The organism is Serratia sp. SSNIH1, from assembly GCF_002935055.1.
GTDB lineage: Bacteria > Pseudomonadota > Gammaproteobacteria > Enterobacterales > Enterobacteriaceae > Serratia > Serratia nevei.
In genome coordinates this window covers 4,652,258-4,669,552 of the sequence record NZ_CP026383.1, presented here as the reverse complement: position 1 = coordinate 4,669,552, position 17,295 = coordinate 4,652,258, and the positions used below count along the sequence as shown (strand labels likewise).

11 protein-coding genes and 3 tRNA genes are annotated in these 17,295 nt (G+C 61.3%); 8 read left to right on the top strand and 6 right to left on the bottom strand.

All coding sequences use genetic code 11. The features are described from left to right. The first annotated feature begins 46 nt into the window (after window positions 1-46). The 3 genes from ptrA to recD are packed head-to-tail and all read left to right on the top strand — an operon-like array spanning window position 47 to window position 8,330. A complete protein-coding gene (gene ptrA / locus C3F38_RS22505; protein ID WP_055317070.1) occupies window positions 47-2,935 on the top strand; it encodes a pitrilysin in 2,889 nt (962 codons plus the stop codon). Then, window positions 2,932-6,483, top strand: a complete 3,552-nt coding sequence (gene recB / locus C3F38_RS22500; protein ID WP_055317065.1) for an exodeoxyribonuclease V subunit beta — start codon at window positions 2,932-2,934, stop codon at window positions 6,481-6,483. Before ptrA ends, recB begins: the two co-directional genes overlap by 4 nt. Beyond that, the gene (gene recD, locus C3F38_RS22495) at window positions 6,480-8,330 is read left to right on the top strand and encodes an exodeoxyribonuclease V subunit alpha (RefSeq protein WP_055317066.1); all 1,851 of its coding nucleotides are present in this window, start codon (window positions 6,480-6,482) and stop codon (window positions 8,328-8,330) included. Before recB ends, recD begins: the two co-directional genes overlap by 4 nt. A 37-nt stretch (window positions 8,331-8,367) precedes the next feature. Here recD and argA read toward each other — a convergent pair whose 3' ends face one another. Then, complete coding sequence (argA, locus tag C3F38_RS22490; RefSeq protein WP_048234611.1) at window positions 8,368-9,711, bottom strand: amino-acid N-acetyltransferase; 1,344 nt, start codon at window positions 9,709-9,711, stop codon at window positions 8,368-8,370. Window positions 9,712-9,932: 221 nt separating this feature from the next. On the opposite strand from argA, the gene amiC reads away from it, so the two are divergent. Beyond that, window positions 9,933-11,186, top strand: coding sequence for an N-acetylmuramoyl-L-alanine amidase AmiC (gene amiC, locus C3F38_RS22485; protein ID WP_047729977.1), 1,254 nt, complete (start codon window positions 9,933-9,935; stop codon window positions 11,184-11,186). Between the two features lie 90 nt (window positions 11,187-11,276). On the opposite strand, the gene C3F38_RS22480 is transcribed toward amiC, so the two are convergent. The 3 genes from C3F38_RS22480 to C3F38_RS22470 all read right to left on the bottom strand — a co-directional run bounded on the left by C3F38_RS22480 (window position 11,277) and on the right by C3F38_RS22470 (window position 11,630). Further along, window positions 11,277-11,353 (bottom strand) — tRNA-Met (locus C3F38_RS22480). Between the two features lie 66 nt (window positions 11,354-11,419). Beyond that, window positions 11,420-11,496, bottom strand: a tRNA-Met gene (locus tag C3F38_RS22475). 57 nt (window positions 11,497-11,553) lie between these two features. After that, a tRNA-Met gene (locus C3F38_RS22470) sits at window positions 11,554-11,630 on the bottom strand. Between the two features lie 216 nt (window positions 11,631-11,846). Between C3F38_RS22470 and mltA the strand changes: the two genes are divergently transcribed. Next, complete coding sequence (mltA, locus tag C3F38_RS22460; RefSeq protein ID WP_038878731.1) at window positions 11,847-12,983, top strand: murein transglycosylase A; 1,137 nt, start codon at window positions 11,847-11,849, stop codon at window positions 12,981-12,983. A gap of 84 nt (window positions 12,984-13,067) precedes the next feature. After that, on the top strand, window positions 13,068-13,874 hold the full coding sequence (tcdA, locus tag C3F38_RS22455) for a tRNA cyclic N6-threonylcarbamoyladenosine(37) synthase TcdA (protein ID WP_004931886.1): 807 nt from the start codon (window positions 13,068-13,070) through the stop codon (window positions 13,872-13,874). Here tcdA and csdE read toward each other — a convergent pair. Further along, on the bottom strand, window positions 13,865-14,299 hold the full coding sequence (csdE, locus tag C3F38_RS22450; RefSeq protein WP_038878734.1) for a cysteine desulfurase sulfur acceptor subunit CsdE: 435 nt from the start codon (window positions 14,297-14,299) through the stop codon (window positions 13,865-13,867). The genes tcdA and csdE overlap by 10 nt on opposite strands. Window positions 14,300-14,318: 19 nt before the next feature. Then, complete coding sequence (csdA, locus tag C3F38_RS22445) at window positions 14,319-15,524, bottom strand: cysteine desulfurase CsdA (protein ID WP_048234609.1); 1,206 nt, start codon at window positions 15,522-15,524, stop codon at window positions 14,319-14,321. 196 nt (window positions 15,525-15,720) lie between these two features. Between csdA and C3F38_RS22440 the strand changes: the two genes are divergently transcribed. Beyond that, window positions 15,721-15,945 carry a YgdI/YgdR family lipoprotein gene (locus tag C3F38_RS22440; RefSeq protein WP_025304050.1) on the top strand — a complete coding sequence of 75 codons (225 nt, stop codon included), beginning with the start codon at window positions 15,721-15,723 and terminating at the stop codon, window positions 15,943-15,945. 385 nt (window positions 15,946-16,330) lie between these two features. Next, complete coding sequence (locus tag C3F38_RS22435; protein WP_025304049.1) at window positions 16,331-17,248, top strand: transcriptional regulator GcvA; 918 nt, start codon at window positions 16,331-16,333, stop codon at window positions 17,246-17,248. The last annotated feature ends 47 nt before the right edge of the window (window positions 17,249-17,295 follow it).

The following is a 17,295-nucleotide window of genomic DNA, read 5'->3' as shown; positions in this document are numbered from 1 at the left end:
TCAGGGAGTGGGCGTAGCGACGTCAGAATAGGGGTTTATTTTGGATATGCGCAGACAGTTGGCCCGTATCGCCGGGCTGGTATTATTGGCTATGTGTTGGGCACCGTTGAGTTGGGCCGCGCAAGGATGGCAACCGCTGGCGGAGAAGATCAACAAGAGCGAACACGATCCACGTCAGTATGAAGCGATCAAGTTGGCTAACGGCATGACGGTGTTGCTGGTGTCCGATGCCCGGGCACCGAAATCGCTGGCGGCGCTGGCATTGCCGGTTGGGTCACTCGAAGATCCGAACAGCCAACTGGGCTTGGCGCACTATCTGGAGCATATGGTACTGATGGGCTCCAAACGTTACCCAGAGCCGGAGAACCTGTCCGAATTCCTGAAAAAGCACGGCGGCAGCCACAACGCCAGCACGGCCTCTTATCGCACTGCCTTCTATCTGGAAGTGGAAAATGACGCGCTGGAGCAGGCGGTCGATCGCATGGCCGACGCCATTGCCGAGCCGCTGCTGGATCCGGGCAATGCCGATCGCGAGCGCAACGCGGTGAACGCCGAATTGACGATGGCGCGTTCGCGCGACGGCATGCGTATGGCGCAGGTCGGCGCGGAAACCCTTAACCCGGCGCATCCGAGCGCGCGCTTCTCCGGCGGTAATCTCGATACGCTGAAAGACAAGCCGGACAGCAAGTTGCACGATGAGCTGACCGGCTTCTATAAACGCTACTACTCCGCCAACCTGATGATGGGCGTTTTGTACGGCAATCAGCCGTTGCCGCAGCTGGCTGATATTGCGGCGAAAACCTTCGGCCGCGTGCCGAATCACGACGCCAGCGTGCCGCCGATCACCGTGCCGGCCGTGACGCCGGAACAGCAGGGCATCATCATTCACTATGTGCCGGCGCAGCCGCGCAAGCAGCTGAAGGTCGAGTTCCGCATCGATAACAACAGCGCCGCGTTTCGCAGCAAAACCGATACCTACATCAGCTACCTGATCGGCAACCGCAGCAAGAACACGCTGTCTGACTGGTTGCAGAAGCAGGGGCTGGCGGACGCCATCAATGCCGGCGCCGATCCGATGGTCGATCGCAACGGCGGCGTCTTCGCCATCAGCGTCTCCCTGACCGACAAAGGCCTGGCCCAGCGCGACGAAGTCGTCGCCGCCATTTTCAACTACCTGAAAATGCTGCGCAGCGAAGGCATCAAGCAGAGCTACTTCGATGAAATCTCGCATGTTCTGAACCTGGATTTCCGTTATCCGTCGATCACGCGCGACATGGACTACATCGAATGGCTGGTGGACACGATGCTGCGCGTGCCGGTTGAGCATGCGCTGGACGCGCCTTACCTGGCCGATCGTTATGATCCTAAGGCGATCGCCGAACGTCTGGATGCCATGACGCCGCAAAACGCGCGCATCTGGTTCGTCAGCCCGGATGAGCCGCACAACAAGACGGCCTATTTCGTCAACGCGCCTTACCAGGTCGACAAAATCACGCCGCAGCGCTTTACGCAGTGGCAGCAGCTGGGCAGCGGCATTTCCCTGTCGTTGCCGGCGCTCAACCCGTACATCCCGGATGACTTTACCCTGACCAAGCCGTCGCACGAGTTCAAAAAGCCGGAAATGGTGGTGGATAAACCTGGCCTGCGCGTGCTGTACATGCCGAGCCGTTACTTCGCCGACGAGCCGAAGGCCGACGTCACCGTCGCTTTCCGCAACGCCAAGACCATGGATTCCGCGCGTAACCAGGTGCTGTTCTCGCTGACGGATTATCTGGCCGGCCTCGCGCTGGATCAGCTGAGCTATCAGGCATCGGTCGGCGGACTGAGCTTCTCGACCTCGCCGAACAACGGCCTGATGTTTAACGCCAACGGTTTTACCCAGCGTTTGCCGCAGTTGCTGACGGCGCTGATCGAGGGCTATTCCAGCTTCACGCCGACGGAAGATCAGCTGGCGCAGGCCAAATCCTGGTATCTGGAACAGTTGGACGCCGCCGAGAAGGGCAAGGCGTTTGAGCTGGCCATTCAGCCGGTGCAGATGGTTTCCCGCGTGCCGTATTCCGAACGCCGCGAGCGCCGCGAAGTGCTGAAGACGCTGACGCTGAAAGACGTGCTGGCCTATCGCGAGAGCCTGCTGGCCGAGGCCACGCCAGAGCTGTTGGTGGTGGGCAACATGAGCAAGCAGCAGGTCGACACGCTGGCGTCGACGCTGAAGCATCGCCTGGGTTGTACCGGCATTGAATGGTGGCACGGCGAAGATGTGGTGGTGGACAAGAATCAGCTGGCCAACCTGCAACAGGTGGGCAGCAGCACCGACTCGGCGCTGGCGGCGGTCTATGTGCCGACCGGCTACGATGAAGTGACCGGCATGGCCTACAGCTCGCTGCTGGGGCAGATTATTCAGCCGTGGTTCTATAGCCAACTGCGCACTCAGGAGCAATTGGGGTATGCGGTCTTTGCCTTCCCGATGTCGGTGGGGCGCCAGTGGGGCGTGGGCTTCCTGTTGCAGAGCAACAGCAAGCAGCCGGCCTACCTGTACCAGCGCTATCAGGATTTCTACCCGAAAACCGAGAAGCGCTTGCGCGACATGAGCGAGGCGGACTTTGAGCAGTACAAACAGGCGCTCATCAATGAGCTGAAGCAGCGGCCGCAAACCCTGAGCGAAGAGGCCAGTCGGTTCGCCAACGATTTCGATCGCGGCAATTTTGCCTTCGATACCCGTCAGAAGCTGATTGCGCAGGTGCAACAGCTGACGCCGGCCAAACTGGCGGATTATTTCCACCAGGCGGTGATCCAGCCACAGGGGCTGGCGGTGCTGTCACAGGTGAGTGGCAGCGGGCAAGACAAGGCGGATTACGCGGCGCCTAAGGACTGGGTCACCTATCCGAACGCGTCTGCATTGCAGCAGATCCTGCCGCGCAAAGTGGCGACGCCATGACGGAAACTGCCCCGCAGAGGCTGGAGCCGCTGACGCTGCCGCTGTTCGGCGAACGCCTGATCGAGGCGTCGGCGGGCACCGGCAAAACCTTTACCATCGGCGCGCTGTATCTGCGTCTGCTGCTGGGGTTGGGCGGTGAAGCGGCGTTTCCTCGCCCGCTGACGGTAGAAGAAATCCTGGTGGTGACCTTTACCGAGGCCGCCACCGAGGAGCTGCGCGGGCGTATCCGCGACAATATTCACGGATTACGCATCGCCTGTGTACGGGGCGTCAGCGCCAACCCGCTGTTTTCGGCGCTAATGGCTGAAATTGACGATTTGACCGACGCCGCTTCGCAGCTGCTGGCGGCGGAGCGGCAGATGGACGAAGCGGCGATCTACACCATTCACGGCTTTTGCCAACGAATGCTGACGCACAACGCCTTCGAGTCCGGCATGCTGTTTGAACAAACGCTGGTGCAGGACGAGCTGCCGCTGCGGCGGCAGGCCTGTGCCGACTTTTGGCGTCGCCACTGCTATCCGTTGCCGCTGGGCGTGGCGCGTGCGGTCAGCCAGGAGTGGAGCGGCCCGGAAGCGTTGCTGGCCGATCTCTCCGGTTATCTGCACGGTGAAGCGCCGGCGCTGCGTCGGCCGCCGAAGGAGGAAGAAACCGTCCTGATGCGCCACGAGCAGATCGTCGCACGCATCGACGCCATCAAGGCGCAATGGCGGGCGGCGGCGGGCGAGCTGGAGGCGCTGATCGCCCAGTCAGGCGTCGATAAGCGTAGTTACAGCAGCAAGCACCTGCCGAACTGGCTGAACAAGGTCGGCGAATGGAGCGGGCAGGAGACTCAGGACTACCAGCTGCCGAAGGAACTGGATAAATTTCGCCAGTCGGTGCTGCTGGAGAAGACCAAGAAAGGCGAGCCGCCGCGGCATGCGCTGTTCACGGCGATAGATGAACTGTTCGATGAACCCTTGACGCTGCGCGACCTGATCATGGCGCGCGCGCTCAGCGAGATCCGCACTTCCATTCAGCAGGAAAAGCGCCAGCGCGCCGAGCTGGGGTTTGACGACCTGCTCAGCCGGCTGGACGGCGCCCTGCAAAGCGGCGGCGGCGAACAGCTGGCGCAGGCGATCCGTCAGCGCTACCCGGTGGCGATGATCGATGAATTCCAGGATACCGATCCGCAGCAATACCGTATTTTCCAAAAGCTTTACGTCGGCCGGCCCGATTGCGGCTTGCTGCTGATCGGCGATCCCAAGCAGGCGATTTACGCCTTTCGTGGCGCCGACATTTTTACCTACATGCGGGCGCGTTCAGAGGTGAGCGCCCACTATACGCTGGAGACTAACTGGCGCTCGTCGCCGTCGATGGTCGCCAGCGTTAATCACCTGTTTTCTCAGGTAGAAAAGCCTTTCCTGTTCGGCCAAATCCCCTTTATCGAGGTCAGCGCGGCAGAAAAGAACCAAGGGTTGGCGTTTGACCTGCACGGCAAGCCGCAACCGGCGATGCAGTTCTGGCTGCAGCAGGGGGAAGGCGCCGGTGTAAGTGATTACCAACAGTTGATGGCGCGCCTGTGCGCCACGCAAATTCGTGACTGGCTCAGCGCCGGGCAGCAGGGCCAGGCGTGGCTGCAGGGCGGCAAAGAGCCAAGGCCGGTACAAGCTTCCGATATCACGGTGCTGGTGCGCAGCCGCAATGAGGCTGCGTTGGTGCGCGATGCGCTGAGCGCGCTGTCCATTCCATCGGTGTATCTATCCAACCGCGACAGCGTGTTCGACACCCCGGAGGCCAAAGACCTGCTGTGGTTGTTGCAGGCGGTGTTGGCGCCGGAACAGGAGCGCACGCTGCGCAGCGCCATGGCCACCGGGCTGATGGGGCTGGACGCGCCGACGCTGGACGGCCTGAGCCGCGATGAGCGCGCCTGGGACGCGTTGGTTAATGAATTCGACGATTACCGCACGCTCTGGCTGCGCCGCGGCGTGTTGCCGATGCTGAGCGAGGTGATGAAAGCGCGCCAGCTGGCGGAGAACCTGCTGGCCAGCGCCGGCGGCGAGCGTCGCTTGACCGACGTGCTGCACCTGGGGGAGCTGTTGCAAGAGGCGGCGGCGCAGCTCGACAGCGAGCATGCGCTGGTTCGCTGGTTGGCGCAGCAGATTGCCCAGCCTAATCGCCAGTCCGACAATCAACAGCTGCGGCTGGAGAGCGACCGGCATCTGGTGCAGGTGATCACCATCCACAAGTCTAAGGGGCTGGAATTCGATCTGGTGTGGCTGCCGTTCGTCGGCAATTTCCGCCAGCAGCAACAGGCGCTGTATCACGATCGCCATAGCTTCCAGGCATTGCTGGATCTCGACGCCAATGAAGAGAGCCAGGCCTGGGCAGAGGAGGAGCGGTTGGCGGAAGACCTGCGTCTGCTGTACGTGGCGCTGACCCGCTCGGTGTATCACTGCAGCATCGGCATCGCGCCGTTGTTCCAGGGCACGCGCAAGAAACAGGGCGAGACCGATCTGCACCGCAGCGCATTGGGTTATCTGGTGCAGGGGGGGCAGGCCGGCGACGCGGCGTATCTGCAGGAGCGGCTGCAGCAATTGGCGGGCGGCGGCATTGCGCTGTCGCTGGTGGAACCGCCGGACGAGGCGCCCTGGCAGCCCCAGGCGGCGCTGGCCGAAGCGCTGGCGGCGAAAAACTTTACCCGGCGGATCCAGGATTTTTGGCGGGTGACCAGCTATACCGGTTTGCAACAGCACGGCGCGAGTCTGATGCAGGATCTGCTGCCGCGTCTGGATGTTGACGCCGCGGGCGAGCGCGGGGAAGAAAGTGAGCCAGCGCTCACACCGCATACCTTCCCGCGCGGCGCAACGCCCGGCACCTTCTTGCACAGCCTGTTCGAAACATTGGATTTCACTCAGCCGTTGGACGAACAGTGGCTGCTGGCACAGCTGCAACAGCACGGGTTCGCCGAACATTGGCAGCCGATTTTGCTGGCGTGGATGCGGGTATTGCTCAACACGCCGCTCGCCGACAGCGGTGTGACGCTGGCGGCGCTGACGCCGCAGCACAAGCAGGCCGAGCTGCAGTTCTATTTGCCGATTAACCGGTTGTTGCAGGCGAAGGAGCTCGATGCCCTGGTGAAGCGTTACGATCCGCTTTCCGCCCGCTGTCCGGCGCTGGATTTTCATCAGGTGCAGGGCATGCTGAAAGGCTTTATCGACCTGGTGTTCTGCTGGCAGGGCAAATACTACCTGCTGGACTACAAGTCCAACTGGCTGGGGGAAGACAGTAGCGCCTATACCCGGCCGGCGATGGAGCAGGCGATGGCGGAGCATCGTTACGATCTGCAATACCAGCTGTATACGCTGGCGCTGCATCGTTATCTGCGTCATCGGTTGCCGGATTACGATTATCGGCGCCATTTTGGCGGGGTGATTTATCTGTTCCTGCGCGGCGTGGATGCGGCGCACCCGGGCAACGGCATTTTCACCTGTCTCCCCGAGTTTGAGTTGGTGGAGGGGATGGATCGCTTGTTCAGCGGCGAAGCTGCGGCGACGGAGGAAGGATCATGATCGCACTGCTGGAGCAGGCGGTAGCGCTTGGCGTGCTGCGCCCGCTGGACGTGCAGTTCGCCCGCGTGGTGGCGAACGAAGACGAGCCCGATATTTTGCTGGCCGCCGCCTGCCTGAGCGCAGAGGCGGGGGCCGGTCACGTCTGTCTGATGCTGGAACAGCTGCAGGCAGACACGCTGTTTGAAGGGCGCCAGCCGGCGTTGGCGCTGGCGGTGTGGGAGGCGGCCGGGCGACCGGATAGCGCGCGTTGGCAGCAGCGTTTGGCGGCCAGCGCAGCGGTCGGGGACGGCAGTAGCGCTACGCCACTGGTGCTGCGCGGGCCGCGCCTGTATCTGCAGCGCATGTGGCAAAACGAAGGTGAAGTGGCGGCGTTTATCGGCGGTGAAGGCGAGTCGTTGGCGGTACCGGAGGCTGAGCTGCGCATTATTCTCGACCGCTTGTTCGGCGCGGCGAGTGACGAGCCCGATTGGCAGAAGATCGCCGCCGCAGTGGCCGCTACGCGGCGTATCGCGGTCATTTCCGGCGGGCCTGGCACCGGTAAAACCACCACCGTCGCCAAGCTGTTGGCGGCGCTGGTGCAGCTGGATGAAGGCGCGCGCTTGCGCATTCAGCTGGCGGCACCGACCGGCAAGGCGGCGGCGCGCCTGACGGAGTCGCTTGGCAGCGCCAGCCGTCAACTGGCGCTGACCCCGGCGCAGCAGGCGCTGTTCCCGACGGAGGCGGCGACGTTGCACCGTCTGTTGGGGGCGCAACCGAACAGTCAGCGCATGCGCTATCACCGTGGCAACCGGCTGCATTTGGATGTGCTGGTGGTGGATGAGGCCTCGATGGTCGATCTGCCGATGATGGCACGCCTGATTGCCGCGTTGCCCGATCGGGCGCGGGTGATTTTCCTCGGCGACCGCGATCAGCTGGCCTCGGTAGAGGCCGGCGCGGTGCTGGGAGATATTTGCCGCTTTGCCGAGCAGGGATACAGCGACGCGCGTGCCGCAGAGCTGAGCCGCCTGACCGGCTGTTCGCTCGCAGGGCAGCAGGCCGATGCGGAAGCGGCGGTGCGCGACAGCCTGTGTCTGCTGCGCAAGAGCTACCGTTTCGATGCCCGTTCCGGTATCGGTCAGTTGGCGTTGGCGGTCAACGCCGGTGCGGGGGATCGCGCGCTGGCGGCATTAAACGGCAGTTTCGGCGATGTCACGGGCTATGCGCTGGCGACGAGCGAAGAGTATCAGGCGCTGTTGGATGCCTGCGTGGCGGGCTATCGCGACTATTTGCGGCTGACCGCCGAAGGCGCGGACGCGGCGGCGGTGCTGGCGGCCTTTGGCCGTTTTCAGGTGCTGTGCGCGCTGCGTGAAGGGCCGTTCGGCGTCGCCGGCTTGAATGATCGTATTGAGCTCGGGCTGCAGCGTGCCGGTCTGATCGACCGCAAACCGGGCGTGCTCGGCCGCTGGTACCGGGGCCGGCCGGTGATGATCGGCCGCAACGACAGCGCGCTGGGGCTGTTCAATGGGGATATCGGCATCACGCTGCCGGATGAGCACGGCGATCTGCGCGTGCATTTCCAACTGCCGGACGGCAGCATCAAGTCGGTGCAGCCGAGCCGTTTGCCGGCGCATGAAACCGCCTATGCCATGACGGTGCACAAATCTCAGGGATCGGAGTTTGACCATACGGTCCTGGTGTTGCCGAATCACTTCCTGCCGGTGCTGACGCGTGAGCTGGTCTATACCGCGATCACTCGCGCGCGTAAGCAGCTCTCGATGTATGCCACGGAGGCGGTGTTGCTGCGGGCCATTCGCATGCCGACTCAGCGTCGCAGCGGATTGGCTGAACGGCTGCAGGCGACGGAATAAGCGTTGAAGGGGCGCGGCAACGGCCGCGCCGTGGGGATTACAGATCGGCCAGCAGGATTTTGGAACGACGCTGGTAGTTATACAGCGCCTGCTTTTGCATCGGCAGCACGTCGACTTCCGCCGGGGTGAATCCGCGCTCCTGGAACCAATGGATGCTGCGGGTGGTCAGCACGAACAGCTTCTTCAGCCCCATCTGCCGCGCCTGGTTTTCCACCCGCTGCAGCAGCATCTCGCCGCGCGAAGAACTGCGGTAATCGGGATGTACCGCGACACAGGCCATCTCACCGATTTTTTCCTCTAAGAACGGGTACAGCGCCGCGCAGGCGATGGTCAGGTTGTCGCGTTCGATAATGGTGAACTTGTCGATCTCCATCTCCAGCTGTTCACGCGAACGGCGCACCAGAATACCCTGCTGCTCGAGCGGCCGAATCAGCTCCAGGATGCCGCCGATGTCGTTGATCGTCGCCCGGCGCACCTGTTCGGCGCTCTCCATCACGATTTGGGTGCCGATGCCGTCGCGCGAGAACAGCTCCTGCACCAGCGCGCCGTCCTCCTGGTAGCTGATCAGGTGGCTGCGGCGTACGCCGCTGCGGCAGCCTTTTACCGCGCCGCGCAGGAAGCGCACGGTGCCGGAATGGTAGTCGCCGCCTTCCTCGAGCTCTTCAAGGCGCTTTTGCGCGTCGTTGGGGAACAGCTCGGAAAGGATGTTCCCCTCCGCGTCGGTCACGCCCTGCGAGGAGCAGAAACCGATCATTTTTTCCGCTTTCAGCTTGATCGCCAATTGGGTAGCCACTTCTTCCGAAGTCAGGTTGAAGCTCTCGCCGGTGACCGAAACCGCGACCGGGCCGATCAGCACGATGGCGTTGCTGTCGAGCTGGCGGTGGATCGCGTCTTCATCGATGCGGCGAATGCGGCCGCTGTGACAGTAGTCGATGCCGTCATCGACGCCCAGCGGCTGCGCGATGATGAAGTTGCCGCTGACCACGTTGATATGCGCACCTTGCAGCGGCGTGTTGTTGAGGCTCATCGACAGCCGGGCGGTGATATCGAGCTGCAACAAACCGGCGGCCTGCTTGACCAGCTCGAGCGTATGGGCGTCGGTCACGCGGGTGTGTTTGTGGTAGATCGGCTCATAGTTGTGCTGCGCCAGATTGGCGTCGATCTGCGGCCGTGCGCCGTAAACCACCACCAGGCGAATGCCCAGACTATGCAGCAGCCCGATATCGTTGACGATGTTGGAGAAATTCTCGTGTTCGATGGCTTCCCCACCGAGCATGATGACAAACGTCTTGCCGCGGTGGGCATTGATATAGGGGACTGAGTGACGGAATCCTTGCACCAGCTCTGTACTACGTTCCTTCACGACAAACCTCTTTTGCATATTTATACGGTATTTTTGTATTTTTATTCTTTTATTGCGCCGATGGCAAGCGGGAAATCGTCATGAAGAGTGTGCTAAGGGTGCTAAATGGTTAATAAATTGAAAAACCATAAAAAGATTTTCTGATGACAGGGCTGGAATGATTGGTTAAAGTTTTCGGCATCCCCATTTTATTGGTGTTTTTTTCATCTGTTGTAAACAGCTATTACTGCCGGAGCCGCATGCCAAACTCTAATCACAATCTGGGCCGCCGTCGTTTATTACAGGGCGTTGCCGCCAGCTGGTTGCTGAGTGTGAGTCGTACAGGCTTCGCCGCGTCATCGCACGTGATCGCCGTGCGCGTCTGGCCATCCTCCACCTATACCCGCGTCACGCTGGAATCCAACGTCGAGCTGAAATACAAGCAGTTTGCCCTGACCAATCCCGATCGCGTGGTGGTGGACATCGAAGGCGTTCACCTTAACAGCGTGCTGAAAGGCATCGCCGGGCAGGTACGTGCCGACGACCCTTATCTCAAGCAGGCGCGCGTCGGCCAGTTCGATCAGAATACCGTGCGGCTGGTGCTGGAGCTCAAGCAGAGCGTCAGCCCGCATATTTTCACGCTGGCGCCGGTGCCGGAGTATCGCAACCGCCTGGTAATGGATCTCTACCCGACCAAGGCCGGCAGCGGCGGCGAGGAGTATGATCCGCTACTGGCGTTACTGGAAGATTACAATAAGGGCGATCTGGAGCGCACGCTGCCGCCGGAGGCGCCGCAGGCCGGCAAGGCGGGGCGCGATCGGCCGATCGTTATCATGCTGGATCCCGGCCACGGTGGTGAAGATCCCGGCGCTATCGGCAAGTACAAGACGCGCGAGAAAGACATCGTATTGCAGATTGCCCGCAAGCTGAGCGCCATGATCAAGCGCGAGCCGAACATGAAGGTGTTCATGACGCGCAACGAAGACGTGTTTATCCCGCTCAAGGTGCGCGTCGCCAAGGCGCGCAAGCAGCGCGCGGATCTGTTCGTTTCGATTCACGCCGACGCCTTTACCAGCCGCGCAGCGCGCGGTTCATCGGTGTTCGCGCTGTCCACCAAGGGCGCCACCAGCTCGGCGGCCAAGTTCCTGGCGCAGACGCAGAATGCTTCGGACCAAATTGGCGGCGTCAGCAAGAGCGGCGACCGCTATCTCGACCACACCATGTTTGATCTGATCCAGACCGCGACCATCAACGACAGCCTGAAGTTCGGCAAGGAAGTGTTGAATCGGATGGGGAAAATCAACCGGTTGCACAAGAATCGCGTCGATCAGGCCGGTTTTGCGGTGTTGAAAGCGCCGGATATCCCGTCGATCCTGGTGGAAACGGCGTTTATCAGCAACATTGAGGAGGAGCGCAAGCTGCGCACCAGCCATTTCCAGCAGCAGGTGGCAGAGTCGATTCTGGCGGGCATCAAGGCTTATTTCGCCAACGGCGGCGCGCTGGCGAGCCGATAGAAGCCGGGCCGGGCGCGAGTCCGGCTATTTTTGCGGATTGCAGATACAAAAAAACACCCCTCAGGGTGCTTGTCTGTTGTCATCAAGAGTTGGTTGCGGAGGCCGGATTTGAACCGACGACCTTCGGGTTATGAGCCCGACGAGCTACCAGGCTGCTCCACCCCGCGTCCGTCTTGATGCTGTATTACTACGAAACCACCGTTTCATGGTATGCCGCTGGTACGGCATTCGGTTGGTTGCGGGGGCCGGATTTGAACCGACGACCTTCGGGTTATGAGCCCGACGAGCTACCAGGCTGCTCCACCCCGCGTCCGTATAATACTTTGTTATCGAAGCCAAACACAAATACCGCTAATGCGGCATCGGTTGGTTGCGGGGGCCGGATTTGAACCGACGACCTTCGGGTTATGAGCCCGACGAGCTACCAGGCTGCTCCACCCCGCGTCCGATGGATGCGCACTATACTCTCCATGCGTTTTGTTGCAAACCCTTTTTGCATTTTATTGGCCTAAACCCGTTTTTCTGCTGGATTTGCCCGCAATTTGCCTTCTTTTTCATCACCATCCTCCATGCGGCTTTTTTTATTTGCAGCGATTCCTTTATCAATGAGCGTTTGTTATCGTTCAGCCGGTAGATCATATCAGTTTGAGAGTGTGCGCGATGAAAGGACGTTGGGGCAAATACCTGCTGGGCGGGTTGATGGTGGCGGTGTTGGCGGGCTGTTCGTCCAAGCCGACCGATCGGGGTCAGCAATATAAAGACGGCCGTCTGGATCAATCGCTGGAGCTGGTCAATCAGCCCAACGCCAAAGGTTCGCCGGTCAACGCCAAGGACTACTCGGATCAGCTGATGGAGATCAAGTACGCGTCGCCTTCGCTGTTTAACCGCAACAGCAGCACCTATCAGGCGGTGCAAAGCTGGATGGCGTCCGGCGCCGACACGCGCATGCTGAGCCAGTACGGCCTCAGCGCTTACCAGATGGAAGGCGTCGACAATTACGGCAACGTGCAGTTTACCGGCTACTACACGCCGGTGGTGCAGGCGCGCTATACCCAACAGGGCGAGTTCCGCTATCCGCTGTACCGCATGCCGCCGAAGGGCAGAGGCCGCTTGCCGGATCGCGCGGGCATCTATTCCGGCGCGCTCGACGATCGCTATATCATCGCTTACACCAACTCGCTGATGGACAACTTCATGATGGAAGTCCAGGGCAGTGGCTACGTCGACTACGGCAACGGCCAGCCGCTGGTGTTCTTCGGCTACGGCGGCAAGAACGGCCACGCCTATCGCAGCATCGGCAAGGTGCTGATCGATCGCGGCGAAGTGGCCAAGGCTGACATGTCGATGCAGGCGATCCGTCAGTGGGCGGATACCCACAGCGCCGCAGAGGTGCGTGAGCTGCTGGAGCAGAATCCGTCGTTCGTGTTCTTCCGCCCGGAGGCTTTTGCGCCGGTGAAGGGCGCCAGCGCGGTGCCGCTGATCGCCAAAGCCTCGGTGGCCTCCGACCGTTCGCTGATCCCGGCGGGCACCACGCTGCTGGCCGAAGTGCCGCTGCTGGACAACAAGGGCAAATTCACGGGAAAATACGAGATGCGCCTGATGGTCGCGCTCGACGTGGGCGGCGCCATCAAGGGCCAGCATTTTGACATGTATCAGGGCATCGGGCCGGAAGCCGGCCACTCGGCGGGATACTACAACCACTATGGCCGCGTCTGGGTGCTGAAGAACAACGGCGGTGGCCAGCTGTTCAGCGCCAATCAGTCAAACGGCGGCGGTTCGTTGCTGGCCACCCGCTAAACGCATACGGCGTGAAAAGAGTGACCCGCAAGGGCCGGATTTTCCGGCCCTTATCATTTGCATTACGAAGGTAATTAAAGCGTTATGAGCACAGCTTATTCGGAAGCCTATCTGCAGCGTTTCGGCGGCACGGCGCGGTTGTACGGCCAGCAGGCGCTGGCGGTGTTCGCGCAGGCGCACGTCTGCGTGATCGGCATCGGCGGCGTGGGTTCCTGGGCGGCTGAGGCACTGGCGCGCACCGGCATCGGCGCCATCACCCTGATCGACATGGATGATGTTTGCGTCACCAATACCAACCGCCAGATCCACGCGTTGCGCCAACACGTCGGACAGTCGAAAACCGAGGTGATGGCGGAGCGTATCCTGGCGATTAACCCGGAATGCCGGGTGACCTGCATCGACGATTTCATCACCCCGGACAACGTCGCCGAGCTGCTGGACCATAACTTCAGCTACGTCATCGACGCGATCGACAGCGTGCGGCCGAAGGCGGCGTTGCTGTCATACTGCCGCCGCTTCAAGATCCCGGTGGTGACTACCGGCGGCGCCGGCGGGCAGATTGACCCGACCAAGATCGAAGTGGCCGATCTGGCGAAAACCATCCAGGATCCGCTGGCCGCCAAGCTGCGTGAGCGGTTGAAGCACGATTTCAACGTGGTGAAAAACGGCAAGGGCAAGCTGGGCATCGACTGCGTCTTCTCCAGCGAGCCGCTGGTTTACCCGCAGCCGGACGGTTCGGTGTGCGCTTCGCGCAGCACGGCGGAAGGGCCGAAAAGAATGGATTGCAGCGCGGGATTCGGCGCGGCGACCATGGTCACCGCGACCTTCGGCTTCGTCGCCGTGTCGCACGCGCTGAAAAAGATGGTGGCGAAGGCGGCGCGTCAGGCGTAACGGGCGGCGATCGCCTTTACGGCGGCGGCCAGCGCCGCCAGGCCGCTGGCGCGGGTGGCGCTCAGCTGCGCGCGCAATGCCAGGCGGTCGAACAGCGCCAGCGGATCCAATGCGGCGATCTGCTGCGGCGTTTTCCCTTCCACTTCGGTCAGCAGCACCGCCAACAGGCCGCGCACGATGCGGCCTTCGCTGTCGCCATAGAAGTGCAGCGTGCCGTCTTCCAGCAACTGGTGCCCCAACCAGACGCGGTTTTCACACCCGCTCAACGCTATTTCTTCACTGCGCAAGGCCTCCGGCAGCGGCGGCAGCCGTTTCGCGAGCATAATCAGCTGGCGGTAGCGGTCTTCCCACTGTTTCAGCGTGCTGAAGGTGGCGATCAACGCTTCGGCGGTGACCTCTCGGCCAAAAGGATGGGGGGCGAGCATAGCGTCTCCGGGAGTCAAGTCAGTCGGCCAGCAGATTGAGAGCGTGAGTCAACGCGCTGACCAGCGTATCGACGTCCTGTTGCGTATTGTAGGGGGCGAACGATGCGCGCAGCGTGCCGCTGACGCCTAACGCCGCCATCAGCGGCTGCGCGCAGTGTTGGCCGGCGCGCAGCGCAATGCCTTGCTCCGCCAACAGCGTGACGATGTCGCTGTGGTGTACGCCGGCGATATCGAACGCCAGCAGGCTGGAGCCGGAGCTGCGGAAGCTGCGAAAGCCCGGCAGCTGCGCCAACCGCTGTTCCGCCTGGTCCGCCAGCTCGCGGCTGTAGCGCTCCGCCGCCGCCATGTCCTGCTCGTTGAGCCAGGTGAGCGCCGCGGCCAACCCCAGCACGCCGGCGATGTTCGGCGTGCCGGCTTCGAAGCAGTGCGGCGGTTTTTGCGGGGTAAAACCGTCGAACGACGCCTGGGTCAGCATCTTGCCGCCGCCTTGCCACGGCGCCATCTGCGCCAGCAGCTCGGCTTTGCCGTACAGCGCGCCGATGCCGGTCGGGCCATACAGCTTGTGGCCGGAGAAGGCGTAGAAATCGATGTCGAGCCGCTGTACGTCGGCCGGGCCGTGAACCACGCCCTGAGCGCCGTCGATCATCACGCGTGCGCCGGCGGCATGCGCCAGCGCGATAGCCGGCGCCAGATCCGGGCAGCCGCCGGTGACGTTGGACATTTGCCCCAGCGCCAACAGGCGGGTTTTGTCGTTGAGCAGGGTGGGCAGCTGCGTCAAATCCGGCAACCGATCGGCGCCGATCGGCAGTTTCACCACCCGCGCGCCGGTTTGCTCCGCCACCATCAGCCAGGGGATCAGGTTGGCGTGGTGTTCCGCTTCGCTCACCAGGATTTCATCGCCCGGCTGCAGGCGCGGACGCAGGTAGCTCTGCGCCACCAGGTTGATCGCCTCGGTGGTGCCGCGCGTCCAGACGATGTCGTCGGCCGACGGTGCATTGATCAGCTGCGCCACCTGGCCGCGCGCTCGTTCGAAACGGGCGGTCAGATCCTGCGCCGCCCGATGCTGGCTGCGGTGCACGGTGGCGGCGTCATCGCGATAAAATTGCTGCGTGGCGTCGATCACCGCCTGCGGTTTCAACGCGGTGGCGGCGCTGTCCAGATAGATGCCGTCCTGCGCGAGCGCGGGAAACTGTTGGCGAAAAAGGCTGGGGTTAAAAGGCGTCATACCCTGATTATCACTGGCTTGAGTCGATGGGTGATCCTGTCCTATTTTGCCGCCGGAGACAAGCGATCCTGCCTATTAGGACTTATCGCCTGGAAAAATTTGGAAAGTTTGTTATGCTATTAAATGTGCGCTAATTAATCGCATCTATACAGATAAAAGGTATTTATCAGCATTTAAAACTACAAAGGAGTCCTCAATGAAGAAAACAGCCGCAGTTCTCTCTGCCCTGATGCTTACGTTCACCCTGGCCGCCTGTTCCAGCAACTACGTGATGCATACCAATGACGGACGCACCATTGTCGCTGACGGCAAGCCTAAAGTGGACAACGATACCGGCATGATCAGCTATAAAGACGCCAACGGCGTCGAGCAGCAGATCAACCGCGCCGATGTGAAAGAGATGGTTGAAAGCAACCAGTAACCGTCAGGCAAAAAAAAGCACCGCAAGTTTTGCGGTGCTGCATAAAATCACTATGGACAGACAGGGTAAATGTACAGGAAGTGAAAAAACAGTAGCCTAGCTACCATGTCCGGAATCGCCGGACAATTTGCAAACACAACATCACAACCACAAGCCAAAAGTTCATCGGCGTCCTCGACACCCACTCCCTTTTCGTTCCGGCCCGGGAAGTGCCGCCACTATAGGTATTTGCTGGCGCATCCTCAACGGACAAATTATAATGGCTCGGATTAAAAAAACTAATGGCAATACGCCGTTAGCGTTTACCGATGGCTTGCCACGCAAAGCCGCCCGATTTTCGGCGCCGAATCATTCGGATTAATGTTACACAAAAGTAGCTAATTTAATGTCTAAACGCTTACCTCCCCTCAATGCGCTGCGCGTGTTCGATGCGGCCGCTCGCCACCTGAGTTTCACCAAGGCGGCGGAAGAGCTGTTCGTGACCCAGGCCGCGGTGAGCCACCAGATCAAGTCGCTGGAGGACTTCCTCGGGCTGAAGCTGTTTCGCCGGCGCAACCGCTCGCTGTTGCTGACCGAAGAGGGGCAAAGTTACTACCTTGATATCAAGGAGATCTTCTCTTCGATCAACGAGGCGACGCGCAAGCTGCAGGCGCGCAGCGCCAAGGGGGCATTGACCGTCAGCCTGCCGCCGAGCTTCGCCATTCAGTGGCTGGTGCCGCGCCTGTCCGGTTTTAACTCAGCTTATCCGGGGATCGACGTGCGCATCCAGGCGGTGGACCGCGAAGAAGACAAGCTGGCGGACGACGTCGACGTGGCGATTTTCTACGGCCGCGGCAACTGGCCGGGGCTGCGCGCCGAGCGCCTGTATGCGGAATATCTGCTGCCGGTATGTTCGCCGAGCCTGCTGACCGGCGATCATCCGCTGAAAACCGCAGAGGATCTGGCTTATCATACGCTGCTGCACGACGTTTCACGCCGCGACTGGCTGGCCTATACGCGCCAGCTGGGGCTGCAGCACATCAACGTGCAGCAGGGGCCGATCTTCAGCCACAGCGCCATGGTGGTGCAGGCGGCGGTACACGGCCAGGGCGTGGCGCTGGTGAACAACGTGATGGCGCAAACCGAGATTGAAGCCGGTCGCCTGGTGTGCCCGTTCAACGATGTGCTGGTCAGTAAAAACGCTTTTTATCTGGTATGTCATGACAGCCAGGCAGAACTGGGTAAAATAGCCGCCTTCCGGCAGTGGATCCTGGCGCGTGCCGCCAGCGAACAAGAGAAGTTCCGCTTCCGCTACGAACAATAAGGCCGGCCGCCGCCTTGCCGCGGCCGGTGATTTTTAATGGGATAGAT

Excerpts from the sequence above, each read along its gene's own strand:
- csdA (WP_048234609.1), bottom strand. The coding sequence starts at position 15,524 with ATGACGCCTTTTAACCCCAGCCTTTTTCGCCAACAGTTTCCCGCGCTC.
- recB (WP_055317065.1), top strand. The coding sequence starts at position 2,932 with ATGACGGAAACTGCCCCGCAGAGGCTGGAGCCGCTGACGCTGCCGCTG.
- csdE (WP_038878734.1), bottom strand. The coding sequence starts at position 14,299 with ATGCTCGCCCCCCATCCTTTTGGCCGAGAGGTCACCGCCGAAGCGTTG.
- ptrA (WP_055317070.1), top strand. The coding sequence starts at position 47 with ATGCGCAGACAGTTGGCCCGTATCGCCGGGCTGGTATTATTGGCTATG.
- amiC (WP_047729977.1), top strand. The coding sequence starts at position 9,933 with ATGCCAAACTCTAATCACAATCTGGGCCGCCGTCGTTTATTACAGGGC.
- argA (WP_048234611.1), bottom strand. The coding sequence starts at position 9,711 with ATGCAAAAGAGGTTTGTCGTGAAGGAACGTAGTACAGAGCTGGTGCAA.
- C3F38_RS22440 (WP_025304050.1), top strand. The coding sequence starts at position 15,721 with ATGAAGAAAACAGCCGCAGTTCTCTCTGCCCTGATGCTTACGTTCACC.
- tcdA (WP_004931886.1), top strand. The coding sequence starts at position 13,068 with ATGAGCACAGCTTATTCGGAAGCCTATCTGCAGCGTTTCGGCGGCACG.
- mltA (WP_038878731.1), top strand. The coding sequence starts at position 11,847 with ATGAAAGGACGTTGGGGCAAATACCTGCTGGGCGGGTTGATGGTGGCG.
- recD (WP_055317066.1), top strand. The coding sequence starts at position 6,480 with ATGATCGCACTGCTGGAGCAGGCGGTAGCGCTTGGCGTGCTGCGCCCG.
- C3F38_RS22435 (WP_025304049.1), top strand. The coding sequence starts at position 16,331 with ATGTCTAAACGCTTACCTCCCCTCAATGCGCTGCGCGTGTTCGATGCG.